Here is a 15,921-nt window from a genome sequence, read left to right on the forward strand (position 1 = left end):
GAAGGGCAAACATCAACAACGAAATCCATATCGTGTTCAGACATAAAAAAATCCGGAATCAGAGGGCTGAATCCGGATTGTCTCTTACTGAGTGGATCGTTCAAGTGTTCTTAAACGATCGGCATTACTGCATAGCAGGGGCTTTGTATCGTGTTACCGCGCAAAGGCGGCGTAGAACGCCGCTAACCGGCAGTATCGACAGGCATTATCGCCTGCAGGTTGTAGAGCGCGATCAGCGTTTTCAGGCGCTCGGTGGCACCGAAAATTTTTAGCGTTACGCCGCGTTGGCGCTGCTCTTCCTGCAGATGCAGCAACAGCGCCAGCCCGGAGGAATCCACGCGCTGCAGTTGCGCCACGTCGATCGCGGTTTTATCCGCCATCAGCGCGTCGCGCTGCCGCCACAGCGGCTGCAGCGTTTCCCGGTCCAGTTCACCGCGCAGGATCAACGTCTGCTGCTCTGATTCGAAGCTGAGCGCTGCCGACATCAGTTTTTCTTGTCCAGGGTGATCGGCTGCGCGGCGGCGGCCTGCAGCTGTTTGGTCAGGCCGTCGATGCCCTGGGTACGCAACGTAGACGCCCACTCGTTCTGCTTGGTGGTGATCATACTGACGCCTTCGGCAATCATGTCATACGCCTGCCAGTAGCCGGTTTTGCTGTTCTTGCGCCATTGGAAGTCCAGACGCACCGGCGGGCGGCCGCCGTTGTCGATGATGGTGACGCGAATGGCCACGATGTCGGCGTTGCCCAGCGGCTGTTCAGGCGCGATCTGGTAAGTCTGGCCGTGATACATCGCCAGCGCCTGGCCGTAAGCCTGCTCCAGATAGGCCTGGAAGGCGGTGAAGTAAGCTTCGCGCTGCGCAGGCGTCGCGTCTTTATAGTAACGCCCCAGCACCAGGGCGCCGGCATATTTCACCTGTACGAACGGCATCAGTTCCTGATGCACGATGGCACGCAGGTAGTTCGGATCCTGCTTGATCTTCGGCTGCTCGTCCTTCAAACGGCTGAAGGTCTTCTGCGCCGCTTCTTGCATCATGCTGTAAGGATTGGTTTGGTCGGCGGCGCTCGCCAGCGGCGCAACCACCAGCAGGGCCACCATCAGTAAACGTTTAAACATGCAGGTTTCCTCTCTTAATGATTTGGAGCAGCGGGTTGCGGTGCGGTGCCGGCAGCCGGCGCAGCGGCCGCATCTCCCGGTTTGTCGCTGTCCTGACCGCCGCTTTTATACAGGAACTGACCGATCAGATCTTCCAGAACCATGGCTGATTTGGTGTCCTGGATGGTGCCACCGTCTTTCAGAATGGCAGTCCCCATATCAGGATCTTCGAAGCCCACGTTAAGCGCCAGGTATTGCTCGCCCAGCAGGCCGGAGGTGCGGATCGCCAGCGAGCTGGTATCCGGGATTTGGTCGTACTTTTTCTGAATATCCAGCGCCACGCGCGGCGTATAGGTTTTCGGGTCAAGTTCGATGTCCGCCACGCGGCCGATGACTACGCCGCCGATCTTCACCGGCGAACGCGGCTTCAGGCCGCCGATGTTGTCGAACGTCGCGTAAATGCGGTAGGTCGGCTCGCTGCCGACAGATTTAAGGTTCGCCACCTGCAGGCAGATAAACACGATGGCGCACAACGCGATCAGCATAAATGCCCCAACCCAGATTTCACTCTTCTTCGTTTGCATCGAATCAATTCCCAAACATCAGTGCTGTCAGCACGAAATCCAATCCCAACACCGCCAGTGACGAATGCACCACGGTACGCGTCGTCGCCCGGCTAATCCCTTCAGAGGTAGGCACCGCGTCGTAACCGTTGAAAATGGCAATCCAGGTGACGGTAATAGCGAATACCACGCTTTTGATCAGGCAGTTGAGCAGATCTTTTTTCCACTCCACGGCGCCCTGCATCGCCGACCAGAAGAAGCCGCTGTCGATGCCCTTCCAGTCCACGCCAACCACCGAGCCGCCCCAAATGCCGATCGCCACGAAAATGATGGTCAACAGCGGCATGCTGATCAGCCCCGCCCAGAAACGCGGCGCCACGATGCGCCGCAGCGGATCGACCGCCATCATTTCCAGGCTGGAGATCTGTTCCGTCGCCTTCATCAGGCCGATTTCCGCCGTGAGCGCGGAACCGGCGCGGCCGGCGAACAGCAGCGCGGTCACCACCGGCCCCAGTTCGCGCAGCAGCGACAGCGCCACCATCATGCCGAGGCTGGCCTCGGCGCTGTAGGTGGTGAGCACGATATAGCCCTGCAGGCCCAGCACCATGCCGATGAACAGCCCGGAAACCATAATGATCAGCAGCGACTGCACGCCGACGCTGTAGAGCTGTTTCATCAACAGCGGCCACTGCTTGCCGGGTTCCGGCCGGCCAATCAACGCGTTGAACAGCATCAACCCGGCGCGGCCGAAGCTGGCGCTGGTGTTGATGCCACTGCGCCCCAAGGACGCTAACGCTCTTAATAACATGAGCTTATTTACTCCCTAAGCCTAGCAGTTCGGTCTGATAATCCCCGGCCGGATAGCGGAACGGCACCGGTCCATCCGCTATACCATCCAGGAACTGGCGCACGCGCGCATCAGGATTGTTCTGCAATTGCTGCGTGCTGCCTTCGGCGATCACCCGGTGATCGGCTACGATGTAGGCGTAGTCGGCGATGCTCAGCACCTCCGGCACGTCGTGCGACACCACGATGCAGGTAATGCCCAGCGCATGGTTAAGCTCATCGATCAGCTTGACCAGCACCCCCATGGTGATCGGATCCTGACCGACGAAGGGTTCGTCGAACATGATAAGTTCGGGATCCAGTGCGATCGCGCGCGCCAACGCCGCCCGGCGCGCCATGCCGCCGGAAAGCTCATTGGGCATCAGCTGAGCCGCGCCGCGCAGCCCTACCGCTTCCAGCTTCATCAGCACCGTGCTGCGCAGCAGCGGCTCCGGCAGCTTGCTGTGTTCGCGCAGCGGATAGGCCACGTTTTCGAATACGGTCAAATCGGTGAACAGCGCGCCCGACTGAAACAGCATGCTCATCTTTTTGCGCGCGTCGTATAACTGACGGCGGGACAACGCGGGAATGTTGTCGCCGTCGAACCAAATTTCCCCGCTGTCCGGCGTCAGCTGGCCGCCGATCAGGCGCAGCAGCGTGGTTTTGCCGATGCCCGATGGCCCCATGATCGCCGTGACCTTACCGCGAGGCACCGTCAGGTTGATGTCTTCAAATATCCGCCGATCGCCGCGCGAGAAGCTCATGTCGCGCACTTCGACCAAATTATCTGCCTTATGGAGCATGTTAATGGACCCTTTACGACTCATCTTTTGCTGAATCTACCCGTGATGTTAAAGCAATGGGCGCAATCCGTCTCATCTTTACAAAAACTTACTGCCATTTCGCGACCAATGGTGCCATTGGTTTTACTTTTCCGCGCCACCCGGTCAAAATTGGCGCCATAACGAAAAAAAACGAAACTGTTCAACTATTAGCCGGGAAAACCGTTGCCGTGGCTCTAACGTACGCAACGGAGGGCAAGCAATACCGCCGCTATTGACGGCTTTAACCAACGAACCGGGATAATACCCGACAAAGGACCCTGCATGTTTCTCGCGATAGCATTATTAATCGTTGGTTTATTTCTACTGGTGTATGGTGCAGACCGCTTAGTTTATGGTGCTGCCGTGATTTCCCGCTCGCTCGGCGTACCGCCGTTGATCATCGGCATGACCATCGTCGGTATCGGCACGTCATTGCCGGAGCTGATCGTGTCGACCACCGCCGCGCTGAACGGGCAGATAGATATGGCCGTTGGGAACGTATTAGGTTCCAACATTACCAACATTTTATTGATCCTGGGCGTGGCGGCGCTGATTCACCCGCTGGCCGCCCGCTCCGAAATACTGCGGCGCGAACTGCCGCTGATGTTAGCGGTCACAGTATTGTGCGGCTTCGTGCTGATGGACGGCACCCTGAGCAGGCTGGACGGCGTGCTGTTGCTGGCCGCCGCCGCCGGCTTCATCCTGCTGATGCTGAAAATCGCCCGGTTGGCGCAGCGCGAGGGCAGCGACAGCCTGACCATGGAACAGCTAGCCGAGCTGCCGCAGGACAGCAGCAGCACCGTGGCGGTGCTGTGGCTGGTGCTGGCGTTTATCATACTGCCGCTCTCCTCCAGAATGGTGGTCGATAACGCGACGGTGATCGCGCACTATTTCGGCCTGAGCGAACTGGTGGTCGGCTTGACCATTATCGCCATCGGTACCAGCCTGCCCGAACTGGCTACCTCCATCGCCGGGGCATTAAAGGGCGAAGATGATATGGCGATTGGCAATATCATCGGCTCCAATATTTTCAACACGGTGATCGTGCTGGGCGTGCCCGCCCTGCTGTCGCCGGGCAGCGTGGACGCCGCCGCCTTCCAGCGCGATTACTGGGTGATGCTGGCGGCCAGCGTGCTGCTGAGCGTGCTGTGCATCGGCCGCAAGCATCGCATCGGCCACCTGGCGGGCGCGCTGTTATTATGCGGCTTTATTGCGTATCTTGCGGTGCTGTTCTTTAACCCTTTCAGTACTTTCGGCTAAACCGACGGGAATGAGTATGTCGAACATTGAGTTGCAACCGGGCTTCGATTTTCAACAGGCCGGCAAAGAAGTGCTTCAGGTAGAGCGTGACGGGCTGGCTCAGCTCGACAGCTACATCAACGCAGACTTCACCCGCGCCTGCGAAACGATCGCTGCCTGCGGCGGCAAAGTAGTGGTGATGGGCATGGGCAAATCCGGCCACATCGGCTGCAAGATCGCCGCGACCTTCGCCAGCACCGGTACGCCTTCATTCTTCGTTCACCCGGCGGAGGCCAGCCATGGCGATTTGGGCATGGTCACCCCGCAGGACATCGTGCTCGCCATCTCCAACTCCGGCGAGTCCAGCGAGATCCTGGCGCTGATCCCGGTATTGAAACGCCAGCAGATCACCCTCATCTGTATGACTAACAATCCGGAAAGCTCGATGGGCAAGGCGGCGGATATCCACCTGTGTATCAAGGTGCCGCAGGAAGCCTGCCCGCTGGGGCTGGCGCCGACCACCAGCACCACCGCCACGCTGGTGATGGGCGATGCGCTGGCCGTCGCGCTGCTGAAGGCGCGCGGTTTCACGCCGGAAGATTTCGCGTTGTCGCATCCGGGCGGCGCACTTGGCCGCAAACTGCTGCTGCGGGTTAGCGATATCATGCACAGCGGCGACGAGATCCCCCGCGTCAGCGCCGACGCCTCGTTGCGCGACGCGCTGCTGGAAATCACCCGCAAAAACCTGGGCCTGACGGTGATTTGCGACGATCTGATGAAAATCGCCGGCATCTTCACCGACGGCGACCTGCGCCGGGTCTTCGACATGGGCATCAACCTGCACGAAGCGAAGATCGCCGACGTCATGACGCCGGGCGGCGTGCGGGTGCGCCCCAATATCCTGGCGGTCGATGCATTGAACCTGATGCAACAACGCCACATCACCGCGCTGCTGGTTGCCGATGGCGACCAGTTGCTGGGTGTGGTACATATGCATGACATGCTGCGCGCCGGCGTCGTTTAATTAAGGAATAGAACGGAATGGGTATGGTAGAAACCTGCTACGGGCCGGTAGAACAAGAGGTTATGGCGCGTGCCGGGAACATCCGCCTGTTGATTTGCGACGTTGACGGCGTGCTGTCGGACGGCCTGATCTTCATGGGCAACAACGGTGAAGAGTTGAAGGCGTTCAACGTGCGCGACGGTTACGGCATCCGCTGTTTGAAAACCTCGGACATCGAGGTGGCGATCATCACCGGCCGCTCCGCCAGGCTGCTGGAAGACCGCGCGCAGACACTCGGCATCACCCATCTGTATCAGGGGCAATCCGATAAGCTTTTGGCCTTCCGCGAACTGTTGGATAAACTGTCGCTAACGGCGGATCAGGTCGCCTATATCGGCGATGACCTGATCGACTGGCCGGTGATGGCGCAGGTCGGCCTGGCGGTCGCGGTGGCAGACGCACACCCGCTGCTGACGCCGCGCGCCCACTACGTCACCCGCATTGCCGGCGGCCGCGGTGCGGTGCGCGAACTGTGCGACATCATTCTTTTGGCTCAAAATAAGCTGGAGGACGCCAAAGGGCTGTCGATATGAGTAAAACCAAACTGTGGATCACCATCCTGTTGACGGTGATCGTTCTGGCGCTGATCGGCTGGAACATGACGGACTTCAGCGACGAAACGGCCCCTGGCCCGGTCAACGATCAGGATCCGACCTACCAGAGCCAGCACACGGTTACCGTGGTGTACAACCCGGCCGGCAAGCTGAATTACAAACTGGTGGCGGAAGAGGCGAAGTATTACACCGCCGGCGAGCTGAGCTGGTTCACCCAGCCGGTGATGACGCTGTTCGATGAGAATGCGGTGGCCACCTGGTCAGTTCGCGCCGATCGCGCCAAACTGACTAAGGACCGAATGCTGTATTTGTATGGTCACGTTGAGGTAAACAGCCTGACTACCACCTCGCAGCTGGAAAAGATTAAGACAGACAACGCTCAGGTAAACCTGGTCACCCAGGACGTCTCCTCCGATGACGAAGTCACGCTTTACGGGACCAATTTTACCTCTAACGGCATGAAAATGCGTGGGAACCTGCGGACCAAAACCGCTGAGCTGATTGATAAGGTTAAGACCAACTATGAAATCCAGAACCAAAAACCAACTCCGTAACCTGTTGCTCGGCAGCCTGGTTTTGGCCGCCAGCGCCCCTGCTCTGGCGCTGAAATCCGACTCCAGCCAGCCGGTGAGCATCGACTCGCTCAAGCAGTCGTTGGACATGCAAAGCAACGTCAGCACCTTCACCGACAACGTGGTGATCAAACAGGGCACCATCGATATCCGCGCCGACAAGGTGGTGGTCACCCGCCCGGGCGGAGATCAGAATAAGACCTATATTGAAGCGTTCGGCAACCCGGTAACCTTCTACCAGATGCAGGACAGCGGCAAGCCGGTCAAAGGCCACGCGCAGAAAGTGCGTTACGACGTGGCGACCCAGCTGGTGACCCTGACGGGCAACGCCTATCTGGAGCAGCTCGACAGCAACGTGAAAGGCGATCGCATCACCTATCTGGTGCAACAGCAGCAAATGCAGGCGTTCAGCGATAAAGGCAAACGCGTGACAACGGTTCTGGTACCGTCGCAGTTGCAAGACAAAAACGGGCAAAAAAAGAGTAACTAATCACTTATGGCAACACTCATCGCAGAAAACCTGGCGAAAGCCTACAAGGGCCGTAAAGTTGTCGAAGACGTCAGCCTGAAAGTGAAATCCGGCGAGATCGTCGGCCTGCTCGGGCCGAACGGCGCCGGTAAAACCACCACCTTCTACATGGTGGTCGGCATCGTGCCGCGCGACGCCGGGCGCATCGTGATCGACGAAGAAGACATCAGCCTGCTGCCGCTGCACGCCCGCGCGCGCCGCGGCATCGGTTACCTGCCGCAGGAAGCGTCGATTTTCCGCCGCCTGAGCGTGTACGACAACCTGATGGCAGTGCTGGAGATTCGCCCCGACCTCACCAGCGAACAGCGCGAGGATCGCGCCAAAGAGCTGATGGAAGAGTTCCATATCTCCCATCTGCGCGACAGCCTCGGCCAGGCGCTGTCCGGCGGTGAACGCCGCCGCGTCGAAATCGCCCGCGCGCTGGCGGCCAACCCGAAATTCATTCTGCTGGACGAACCCTTCGCCGGGGTGGATCCGATTTCCGTTATCGATATCAAGAAAATCATCGAGCACCTGCGTGACAGCGGCCTGGGCGTGCTGATCACCGACCACAACGTGCGCGAGACGCTGGACGTGTGTGAACGCGCCTATATCGTCAGCCAGGGCAAACTGATTGCCCACGGCACGCCGGATGCTATTCTGGCCGATGAGCAGGTAAAACGCGTTTATCTGGGCGAAGAGTTCCGCCTCTGAGCGCCGGCGCGCCCTGCAGGGCGACACCGTTAACGGAAGTAGACAGAAGACTATGAAGCAAGGTTTGCAACTCAGGCTCAGCCAACAGCTGGCCATGACTCCTCAGCTCCAGCAGGCGATCCGCCTGCTGCAGTTGTCCACGCTTGAGCTTCAGCAAGAGATCCAGCTGGCGCTGGAGAGCAATCCGCTGCTTGAACAGACCGATTTGCACGACGAAATCGACGCCAAAGAACCCCAGGAGACCGAGGGGCTCGATACCCGCGAGGCGCTGGAACAGAAAGACATGCCGGAAGAGCTGCCGCTGGACGCCACCTGGGATGAGATCTACACCGCCGGCACGCCGTCCGGCACCGGCACCGACTACAGCGACGACGAGCTGCCGGTCTATCAGGGCGAGACCACCCAGACGCTGCAGGATTACCTGATGTGGCAGGTGGATCTGACGCCGTTCTCCGATACCGACGCCGCCATCGCCACCTCCATCGTCGACGCGGTGGACGACACCGGTTATCTCACCGTGCCGCTGGAAGACATTCTGGAAAGCCTGGGCGACGAGAACGTGACCCTCGAGGAAGTCGAGGCGGTATTGAAGCGCGTGCAGCGTTTCGATCCGATCGGCGTCGCCGCGCGCGATCTGCGCGATTGCCTGCTGGTGCAGCTCTCCCAATACGCCAAAGACACCCCCTATCTGGCCGAAGCGCGGCTGATCATCAGCGAGCACCTGGATCTGTTGGCCAACCATGACTTTCGCAGCCTGATGCGATCAACCCGGCTAAAAGAAGATACACTGAAAGAAGCGATGCTGCTGATCCAGTCGCTCGATCCGCGCCCTGGGCAGTCGATCAATACCGGCGAATCGGAATACGTGATCCCGGACGTGCTGGTGCGCAAGACGCAGAACACGTGGACGGTCGAACTCAACGCCGACAGCGTGCCGCGTTTGAAGATCAATCAGCAGTATGCCGCGCTGGGCAACAGCGCCCGCAGCGAAGCCGACGGCCAGTTTATCCGCAGCAACCTGCAGGAAGCCAAGTGGCTGATTAAAAGCCTGGAAAGCCGCAACGAAACCCTGCTGAAGGTCTCCCGCTGCATCGTCAGCCAGCAGCAGGCGTTCTTCGAGCAAGGCGAAGAGTTTATGAAGCCCATGGTGCTGGCGGATATCGCTCAGGCCGTGGAGATGCATGAATCGACGATTTCGCGCGTCACCACGCAGAAGTTTCTGCACAGCCCGCGCGGCATTTTCGAATTGAAATATTTCTTCTCCAGCCACGTGAACACCGACAGCGGCGGCGAAGCCTCCTCGACGGCGATCCGCGCGTTGGTGAAGAAATTGATTGCGGCGGAAAACCCCGCCAAACCACTCAGCGACAGCAAGCTGGCCACCCTGCTCTCCGATCAGGGGATCATCGTGGCACGGCGCACCGTCGCCAAGTACCGAGAGTCTTTGTCCATCCCGCCGTCGAACCAGCGTAAACAGTTGGTTTGACCTCTATTGAGAAGGAAGACACTATGCAGCTCAACATTACCGGACACCACATCGAAATCACCGATCCGTTGCGCGAGTTCGTGAACAACAAGTTCGCCAAACTCGAACAGTATTTTGATCGCATCAATCAGGTGTATGTTGTATTAAGTGTGGAAAAAGTGCAGCAAATTGCGGAAGCAACGGTGCACGTGAATGGAGGCGAGTTGCACGCCACCTCGGAAGACGAGAATATGTATGCCGCAATTGATACGCTGATCGACAAATTGGCACGTCAATTGAACAAACATAAAGACAAATTGAAGCAACACTGACACCCTAACCCATTCCATGAGGTTGCCTCCGTCGCAGCCTCGCCCTTCGGCGCGTGCCCCCATGGGTGACGCGCCGAACGGTAATCAGGGTTAAAACCGACGAAAAACCGCCTTGCCGGGTGCGCCCGGCGGCGCGGTTTTAAGTGAAGATGAAATGAACAACGAATATATGCAATTAAGCTCGGTGTTAAACATCGAGTGCACCAAAAGCTCGGTACACTGCACCAGCAAGAAGCGGGCTTTGGAAATTATCAGCGAACTGGCCGCCAAACAGCTCAATCTGCCTTCGCAGGTGGTGTTTGACGCGGTTCTCACCCGGGAGCGCATGGGCAGCACCGGTATCGGCAACGGTATCGCCATTCCCCACGGCAAACTGGAAGAGGACACACTGCGGGCCGTTGGCGTGTTTATCCGTCTCGACCAACCCATCGCTTTCGACGCTATCGACAACCAGCCGGTCGATCTGCTGTTCGCGCTGCTGGTGCCTGCCGATCAGTGCAAAACCCATTTGCATACCCTGTCGCTGGTCGCCAAACGCCTGGCCGACAAAACCGTCTGCCGCCGCCTGCGCGCCGCGCAGAGCGATGAAGAACTTTACCAAATCATCACCGAGTGATGCCCGGCCGGCGTGACTTCCAGCCCAGATAACGTTACTGTTTCTCGATGATGGATCCGGCTGTGGCCGGAATAACACAGTTTCCAACGGTGGCGATGAACGCCGCCGCGATGCCAGGGGAGTTGCCACATGGTGCTGATGATTGTCAGCGGCCGTTCCGGTTCCGGAAAATCCGTCGCCTTGCGGGCGCTGGAAGACATGGGTTTTTACTGCGTTGACAACCTGCCGGTGGTTCTGCTGCCGCAGCTCGCCAATACGCTGGCGGAGCGCAATATCTCCGCGGCGGTCAGCATCGACGTGCGCAACATGCCGGAATCGCCGGAAGTGTTCGAATACGCGATGACTCAGCTGCCGGACAGCTTCTCGCCGCAGCTGCTGTTCCTCGACGCCGATCGCAACACGCTGATTCGCCGCTACAGCGACACCCGCCGCCTGCACCCGCTCTCCAGCAAAAACCTGTCGCTGGAAAGCGCCATCGACGAAGAGAGCGATCTGCTCGAACCGCTGCGTTCACGGGCTGACCTGATTATCGACACCTCGGAAATGTCGGTACACGAACTGGCCGAAATGCTACGCACCCGCCTGCTGGGCAAGCGCGAGCGCGAACTGACCATGGTGTTCGAATCCTTCGGCTTCAAACACGGCATCCCGATCGACGCCGACTACGTATTCGACGTGCGCTTCCTGCCGAACCCGCACTGGGATCCGAAGCTGCGGCCGATGACCGGTCTGGACAAGCCGGTAGCGTCGTTCCTCGATCGTCATACCGAAGTGCACAACTTCATCTACCAGACCCGCAGCTACCTGGAACAATGGCTGCCGATGCTGGAAACCAACAACCGCAGCTACCTGACGGTCGCCATCGGCTGTACCGGCGGTAAACACCGCTCGGTGTATGTGGCGGAGCAGCTGGCCGATTACTTCCGCTCGCGCGGCAAGAATGTGCAGTCGCGCCACCGCACGCTGGAAAAGCGTAAACAATGACGGTCAAACAGACGGTTGAAATCAAAAACAAGCTGGGCATGCACGCGCGCCCGGCGATGAAACTGTTCGAGCTGGTACAAAGCTTCGACGCCGAAGTGATGCTGCGCAACGAAAGCGGCACCGAGGCTGAAGCCAGCAGCGTTATCGCGCTGCTGATGCTGGACTCCGCCCAGGGCCGGCATATCGAAGTCGAGGCAACCGGCCCCGACGAAGTCAACGCGCTGGCGGCGGTGGTCGAGCTGTTCAACTCCGGGTTTGATGAAGATTAGCCGCTGAAGCCCTCTCGTGAATGCGTCGTACCGGCGCGTTCGTTCCCTTTGCTTCTTCTCCCTGACACAACCTCCCGCTTTTCACTTTGCGTACCCGCTTCCAAAATCAGCAGTAACTGCCTGTAAATGCGAGGTATGGATTTACCCGCACGGCGCTAACCGCAATAGTGTGCAACGACAAAAACGGGCTGCAACCGGGTATTTCCCTCTCACTGCGAGCGAGGATGATAAGTTTACAATTTGTGAACACCTAAGGCAGCCGCTATAATGTTCACCAGGCAGGAATCGAGGGAACGATGCATATCATTTCCAGGGAACCGTTCAATAACGCAACGAAGCAATACCCTAATGAAGCCGCTGCTCTCGAGGCCATTTATAAAACGTTGCGACGCGGCGAGTTCCGCACGCCGGACGAGTTAAAAGCGCTTTTTCCTTCGCTCGATCGTATGAAATACAAAGAGAAATGGTGGGTCATTGACGTAGGCGGCAACCACCTGCGAATTTTGTTCTTTGCCAGCTTTGAGACACAGAAAGTATTCATAAAGCACATTGTTAGCCACGCCGAGTACGACAAGCTGATGCAGCACTATCGAAGGAGTTCATCATGATTACAGATGCCATTAAGGCCGCCGATGCGCTGCTGCGCGCCGTGCCCTTGTTGCAGGGCAACGGCTCTCAGCAAGACTACCGGGAAGCGCTCGAATTGGTGGAATATCTGCTGGAAAACGATGAACACCATCCGCTGATTGACATGCTGGCAAAAAAGATCGCCGAATATGAAGATAACAGCGCCGAGTTTACCGCATTCAACCAGCGTATCGCCCAACTCCCGCAGGGGGTGGCCGCGCTTCGCGTATTGATGGAACAGCGCCAACTCAGCCAAAGTGATTTTGAACATGAGATCGGCAAAAAGTCGTTGGTCAACCAAATCCTGAGCGGCAAAAGATCGCTGACCATTCCGCACATTATGGCGCTGGCCAAACGCTTCAATCTGCCCCCGGCCCTCTTTCTGCCGGAAGCAGATTAGCCCCTTAACTCCGGCTCAGGCAGTCCAACGCCACCGCTTTAAAACTGTCGAAGCTGTCGCTGCCCAACAGGCGGCTCATTGAGCGTTCACGCACGAAGGTGACGAACAGCTCGTAGATCGCCATCGCCTCTTCATAGTCGCTCTTGCTGATCGCCAGCAGGAAAATCACGTGCGCGACCTCGCCTTCGCCCCAGGCGACGCCCTGCGGCGCCAGCAGCGTCACCACCACGGTCTTTTTGGCCAGCAGCCCCAGCGAGTGCGGCAGCGCGATGCCTTCGCCCAGCAGCGTGGAGACGATCGCCTCGCGTTCGACCAGCGACGGATAAAAGTCCGCGCCGACATACCCCTCTCGCTCCAGCTGGCCGCACACCCGGCTGAACAGCTCCGCCTGCGTCAGCGGCTCGTTGAGCACCATGAAATGTTCGGCATCGAAGAACTTCTCCAGCATGTACGGTCGGGTGCGATCCACCAGCACCAGCTTGCCCAGTTGCTCCAGCTGATAATCGGTCGGGAACGGCGACATCACCACCACCGGCTTGTTCTTTTCACCGATGCGGGCGTTGGAAATCACGAAGTCTTCGTCGATATGCGCAAGCATCTCGTAATCGCGCAGCGAGACGATGCGCGTCATCACCAGCTGTGGATACTTGCGCGCAATCTGCGCCTGGATCATGCGCACCGTCGAGTTGCCGGTATCGCACACCAGCATCACCTGCGGGTGGCGTTCATAACCGATGTTGTAATGCCGCTCCAGCCCTACGCCGATGTGCAGCACCAGATAGCCGATCTCGTTCTCACTCAGGGTATAGGGGGTGTACTTGCCCCAACTGGAGACTGCCGCCAGCGTCACGTCGTAAGCCATCGGATAGTGCTGCTTGATGTTGGCCAACAGCGGATTGGGGATATTGATCTGGTATTTCACCCGCGTAATCATGGTTTTGATATGGGTGAGCAGATCGGCCCGCAGCTGCTCGTCGCCCTGCAGGTTGTAGTTATAGTGCGCGTTGATGTAGGACAGGATGTAGTCCACCAGCGCTTCTTCGTCGTCGGCGTTGATTTCGGTCGGCTGTACCTCCTGCACGCGCCGTGCGGCGATGTTGACCCGCAGATAGGCCTCTTCGGCCATCGAGATCTCTTTGCCGGAGGCCGAGCGCAGCTCCGCCGCCAGGCGGGTCGACACCTGGCGCACCGCCTCGTCGCCGTCCTCCACCTCGAAGTCCGGCAGCGGATAGCCGTCGTTGATGCGCCGCAGCGCCACCGCGCAGTAGAAGATCAGGTACTGCTCGCCCTCGTCGGTCAGGCGAATGGCATAGTGCGACAACAGCGGGTGCAGCACCCCGGCGAACGCCGCCACCTGCGGCTGCAGCAGGATCTCGTTGTTGAGCAGCGGGTTCTCGGCATCGGCCAGTTGCAGCTGGAACAGCAGGTCGGTCAGGCAGGCGCGGATCGCCATCTCGGCGCCGAACAGCTTCATGCCGTAGCGCGGCTTGGTTTCGATCGTCAATTGATAGTGCGCCAGACGCTCTCTCACCTCAGCCATGTCGTTTTGCAACGTACCGCGGCTGACGAACCACTCGTCGGCCAAATCTTCCAGTTTGAGGGAGAAGGCTGAGGTCAAAAAACGCACCAGCAGATAATGCACCCGCTCCTGCGCGCTGCGCGGGGTGGCGTGCTTGCGCCGCTCCTGATGCTGCAGGGCGCTGAACAGCGCGGCGTTATCGACCTGCAGGCGATAACCGGCCCCGCGGTTATGCACGAAACGCGCGCCGTATTTGTCCAGAATCTCGTTCAGCGCGGTGATGTCCGCCCGCACCGTGCGGGTGGACACGGCGAAACGCTTCGCCAGCTCATCCTGCGGCAACGTTTCGGTTTGCAAAGCATCGAACAAGTAAGCCAAACGCGGGTAAGGAAATCGCACCATTCTGTGTCCGTCAATCAGGTAACCCGCCCGGTGAACCGGGCGGGCCACGGGTTACTTCGGCGGCGGCAGGAACGCCATTTGCGAGGGGCTGCCGATCGGCAGATAGCCGCCCACAAAGCTGAGTTTGCCGTCCGTCGCGTTTACGCTGAAGCGGGTGACGTTATCGCTGCGCTGGTTCAACGCATACAGATAGCGGCCATCCGGGCTCAGCGCCAGCGAACGCGGGTAATCGCCACGCGTCCAGGTTTCCGCCACCGGCCTCAACTCACCGCCGGCGCCCACGCTGAACTGGGCAATGCTGTTATGCAGCCGGTTGGCGACGTACAGCGTGTCGCCGTTCTTGCTGAGCGCCAGCCCCGAAGCGAAGCTGGTGCCCTGATAGTCGGCGGGCAGCGCGGAAACCGCATGCAGTTGTTTCAGAGTACCTTTTTGGCGATCAAAACGGTAGCTGGTCAACGTCGAGGCCTCTTCGTTCACCAGCAGCACGGTTTCGCCGTCCGGATGAAACACAAAGTGGCGCGGACCCGCGCCGGCGGACGAGGCGGCGATCCACGGCGGATCGTTCGGCGTCAGCCCGCCGCTCGCAGCGTCAAAGCGCCATTGGTAGATGCGATCCAACCCCAGATCGGTGGAGAACACGAACTTGCCGCTCGGATCGCTGGCGATCATATGGGCGTGCGGGCCGTTATGGTCGCTGACGGCGAAGCTGCCGTTCACCGCCGCCGCCGGTTTGGCCGCGCCCGCCGGGCCCTGCTGTTGCTGCACCGAGCTGGCGGCACCCAGGCTACCGTCCGCTTCAATGGGGAACACCGCCACGCTGCCGCTGACGTAGTTGGCCACCAGCAGATGCCGCCCGTCCGGCGTCGATGAGAGATACACCGGCCCCGCTCCCTGCGAATCCACCTGGTTGAGCTGCGTCAGGCCACCGTCGGCCGGATTGACCCGGTAAGCGGTGATGCCGCCGTGTTTGCCGCCGTTGAAATCGGCCACTTCGCTGGCGACGTACAGCGTCTTGCCATCAGCGGCCAACGTCAGCTGCGCCGGATTCGGCACTTTGCTGACCAGCGTAGCGTGGCTCAGCGCACCGCTGGCCGGATCGACCTGCACCCGGTAAACGCCTTCGCCATTGGGATTGTAGGTGCCGATATAGGCGAAATGAGATGACGTGGAATTCATTGCATCCTCAGCATGCAGCGCCGGGCCGGTCACGGCCAGCAGCGCCAGGAACAACGCGGTGCGTCGGGTTGGAGCCTGCCAGTTTCGCATAGTAATCCTCAGTATATATCCGTCATCTTTCAAGCCGCAGCGTTGTTGGCTGCCCGCACTCACCCCAGTCACTTACTTAAGTAAGC

20 protein-coding genes are annotated in these 15,921 nt (G+C 59.1%); 13 read left to right on the top strand and 7 right to left on the bottom strand.

What is annotated here, in order from left to right; genetic code table 11:
• Window positions 1-182: 182 nt before the first annotated feature.
• The 5 genes from mlaB to mlaF are packed head-to-tail and all read right to left on the bottom strand — an operon-like array spanning window position 183 to window position 3,284.
• On the bottom strand, window positions 183-485 hold the full coding sequence (mlaB, locus tag M6G53_RS18510; RefSeq protein WP_253333624.1) for a lipid asymmetry maintenance protein MlaB: 303 nt from the start codon (window positions 483-485) through the stop codon (window positions 183-185).
• Entirely contained in the window at window positions 485-1,114 is a 630-nt protein-coding gene (gene mlaC / locus M6G53_RS18515) for a phospholipid-binding protein MlaC (protein WP_253333626.1), read from the bottom strand. The genes mlaB and mlaC overlap by 1 nt, the downstream gene beginning before the upstream one ends.
• Window positions 1,115-1,128: 14 nt before the next feature.
• Window positions 1,129-1,677, bottom strand: a complete 549-nt coding sequence (gene mlaD, locus M6G53_RS18520; protein ID WP_253333627.1) for an outer membrane lipid asymmetry maintenance protein MlaD — start codon at window positions 1,675-1,677, stop codon at window positions 1,129-1,131.
• Between the two features lie 4 nt (window positions 1,678-1,681).
• Window positions 1,682-2,464, bottom strand: coding sequence for a lipid asymmetry maintenance ABC transporter permease subunit MlaE (mlaE, locus tag M6G53_RS18525; RefSeq protein WP_253333629.1), 783 nt, complete (start codon window positions 2,462-2,464; stop codon window positions 1,682-1,684).
• A 4-nt stretch (window positions 2,465-2,468) separates the two neighbouring features.
• Window positions 2,469-3,284, bottom strand: coding sequence for a phospholipid ABC transporter ATP-binding protein MlaF (mlaF, locus tag M6G53_RS18530; RefSeq protein WP_253333631.1), 816 nt, complete (start codon window positions 3,282-3,284; stop codon window positions 2,469-2,471).
• A gap of 303 nt (window positions 3,285-3,587) precedes the next feature.
• Between mlaF and M6G53_RS18535 the strand changes: the two genes are divergently transcribed.
• The 13 genes from M6G53_RS18535 to M6G53_RS18595 all read left to right on the top strand — a co-directional run bounded on the left by M6G53_RS18535 (window position 3,588) and on the right by M6G53_RS18595 (window position 12,648).
• Window positions 3,588-4,565 (top strand): calcium/sodium antiporter, encoded by a 978-nt coding sequence (locus M6G53_RS18535; RefSeq protein ID WP_253333633.1) that lies wholly within the window; start codon window positions 3,588-3,590, stop codon window positions 4,563-4,565.
• 16 nt (window positions 4,566-4,581) lie between these two features.
• A complete protein-coding gene (gene kdsD, locus M6G53_RS18540; RefSeq protein WP_253333634.1) occupies window positions 4,582-5,568 on the top strand; it encodes an arabinose-5-phosphate isomerase KdsD in 987 nt (328 codons plus the stop codon).
• 17 nt (window positions 5,569-5,585) lie between these two features.
• On the top strand, window positions 5,586-6,140 hold the full coding sequence (gene kdsC, locus M6G53_RS18545) for a 3-deoxy-manno-octulosonate-8-phosphatase KdsC (RefSeq protein ID WP_004937049.1): 555 nt from the start codon (window positions 5,586-5,588) through the stop codon (window positions 6,138-6,140).
• Window positions 6,137-6,715, top strand: a complete 579-nt coding sequence (lptC, locus tag M6G53_RS18550; RefSeq protein ID WP_253333636.1) for an LPS export ABC transporter periplasmic protein LptC — start codon at window positions 6,137-6,139, stop codon at window positions 6,713-6,715. Before kdsC ends, lptC begins: the two co-directional genes overlap by 4 nt.
• Window positions 6,684-7,223: a lipopolysaccharide ABC transporter substrate-binding protein LptA gene (gene lptA / locus M6G53_RS18555; RefSeq protein WP_049198527.1), complete on the top strand. Its 540-nt coding sequence runs from the start codon at window positions 6,684-6,686 to the stop codon at window positions 7,221-7,223. Before lptC ends, lptA begins: the two co-directional genes overlap by 32 nt.
• 6 nt (window positions 7,224-7,229) lie before the next feature.
• Complete coding sequence (gene lptB / locus M6G53_RS18560) at window positions 7,230-7,955, top strand: LPS export ABC transporter ATP-binding protein (RefSeq protein WP_004937040.1); 726 nt, start codon at window positions 7,230-7,232, stop codon at window positions 7,953-7,955.
• A 52-nt stretch (window positions 7,956-8,007) separates the two neighbouring features.
• Complete coding sequence (rpoN, locus tag M6G53_RS18565; protein WP_253333638.1) at window positions 8,008-9,441, top strand: RNA polymerase factor sigma-54; 1,434 nt, start codon at window positions 8,008-8,010, stop codon at window positions 9,439-9,441.
• A gap of 23 nt (window positions 9,442-9,464) precedes the next feature.
• Window positions 9,465-9,752 (top strand): ribosome hibernation promoting factor, encoded by a 288-nt coding sequence (hpf, locus tag M6G53_RS18570; RefSeq protein WP_004937038.1) that lies wholly within the window; start codon window positions 9,465-9,467, stop codon window positions 9,750-9,752.
• A 154-nt stretch (window positions 9,753-9,906) separates the two neighbouring features.
• Window positions 9,907-10,368 carry a PTS IIA-like nitrogen regulatory protein PtsN gene (ptsN, locus tag M6G53_RS18575; RefSeq protein WP_016930212.1) on the top strand — a complete coding sequence of 154 codons (462 nt, stop codon included), beginning with the start codon at window positions 9,907-9,909 and terminating at the stop codon, window positions 10,366-10,368.
• Between the two features lie 129 nt (window positions 10,369-10,497).
• Window positions 10,498-11,352 (top strand): RNase adapter RapZ, encoded by an 855-nt coding sequence (gene rapZ / locus M6G53_RS18580; protein ID WP_015379177.1) that lies wholly within the window; start codon window positions 10,498-10,500, stop codon window positions 11,350-11,352.
• On the top strand, window positions 11,349-11,621 hold the full coding sequence (npr, locus tag M6G53_RS18585; RefSeq protein WP_004937034.1) for a PTS phosphocarrier protein NPr: 273 nt from the start codon (window positions 11,349-11,351) through the stop codon (window positions 11,619-11,621). The genes rapZ and npr overlap by 4 nt, the downstream gene beginning before the upstream one ends.
• Window positions 11,622-11,917: 296 nt before the next feature.
• Window positions 11,918-12,229 (top strand): type II toxin-antitoxin system HigB family toxin, encoded by a 312-nt coding sequence (locus tag M6G53_RS18590; protein WP_060424659.1) that lies wholly within the window; start codon window positions 11,918-11,920, stop codon window positions 12,227-12,229.
• Entirely contained in the window at window positions 12,226-12,648 is a 423-nt protein-coding gene (locus M6G53_RS18595; protein WP_253333640.1) for a helix-turn-helix domain-containing protein, read from the top strand. Before M6G53_RS18590 ends, M6G53_RS18595 begins: the two co-directional genes overlap by 4 nt.
• A gap of 4 nt (window positions 12,649-12,652) precedes the next feature.
• Here M6G53_RS18595 and M6G53_RS18600 read toward each other — a convergent pair whose 3' ends face one another.
• Both M6G53_RS18600 and M6G53_RS18605 read right to left on the bottom strand, forming a co-directional pair.
• A complete protein-coding gene (locus tag M6G53_RS18600) occupies window positions 12,653-14,569 on the bottom strand; it encodes a BglG family transcription antiterminator (protein WP_253333642.1) in 1,917 nt (638 codons plus the stop codon).
• A 51-nt stretch (window positions 14,570-14,620) separates the two neighbouring features.
• Window positions 14,621-15,835, bottom strand: coding sequence for a lactonase family protein (locus M6G53_RS18605; RefSeq protein ID WP_253333644.1), 1,215 nt, complete (start codon window positions 15,833-15,835; stop codon window positions 14,621-14,623).
• Between the last annotated feature and the right edge of the window lie 86 nt (window positions 15,836-15,921).

The sequence above is a fragment of the Serratia nevei genome, from assembly GCF_024160145.1.
Taxonomy (GTDB): Bacteria; Pseudomonadota; Gammaproteobacteria; order Enterobacterales; family Enterobacteriaceae; genus Serratia; species Serratia nevei_A.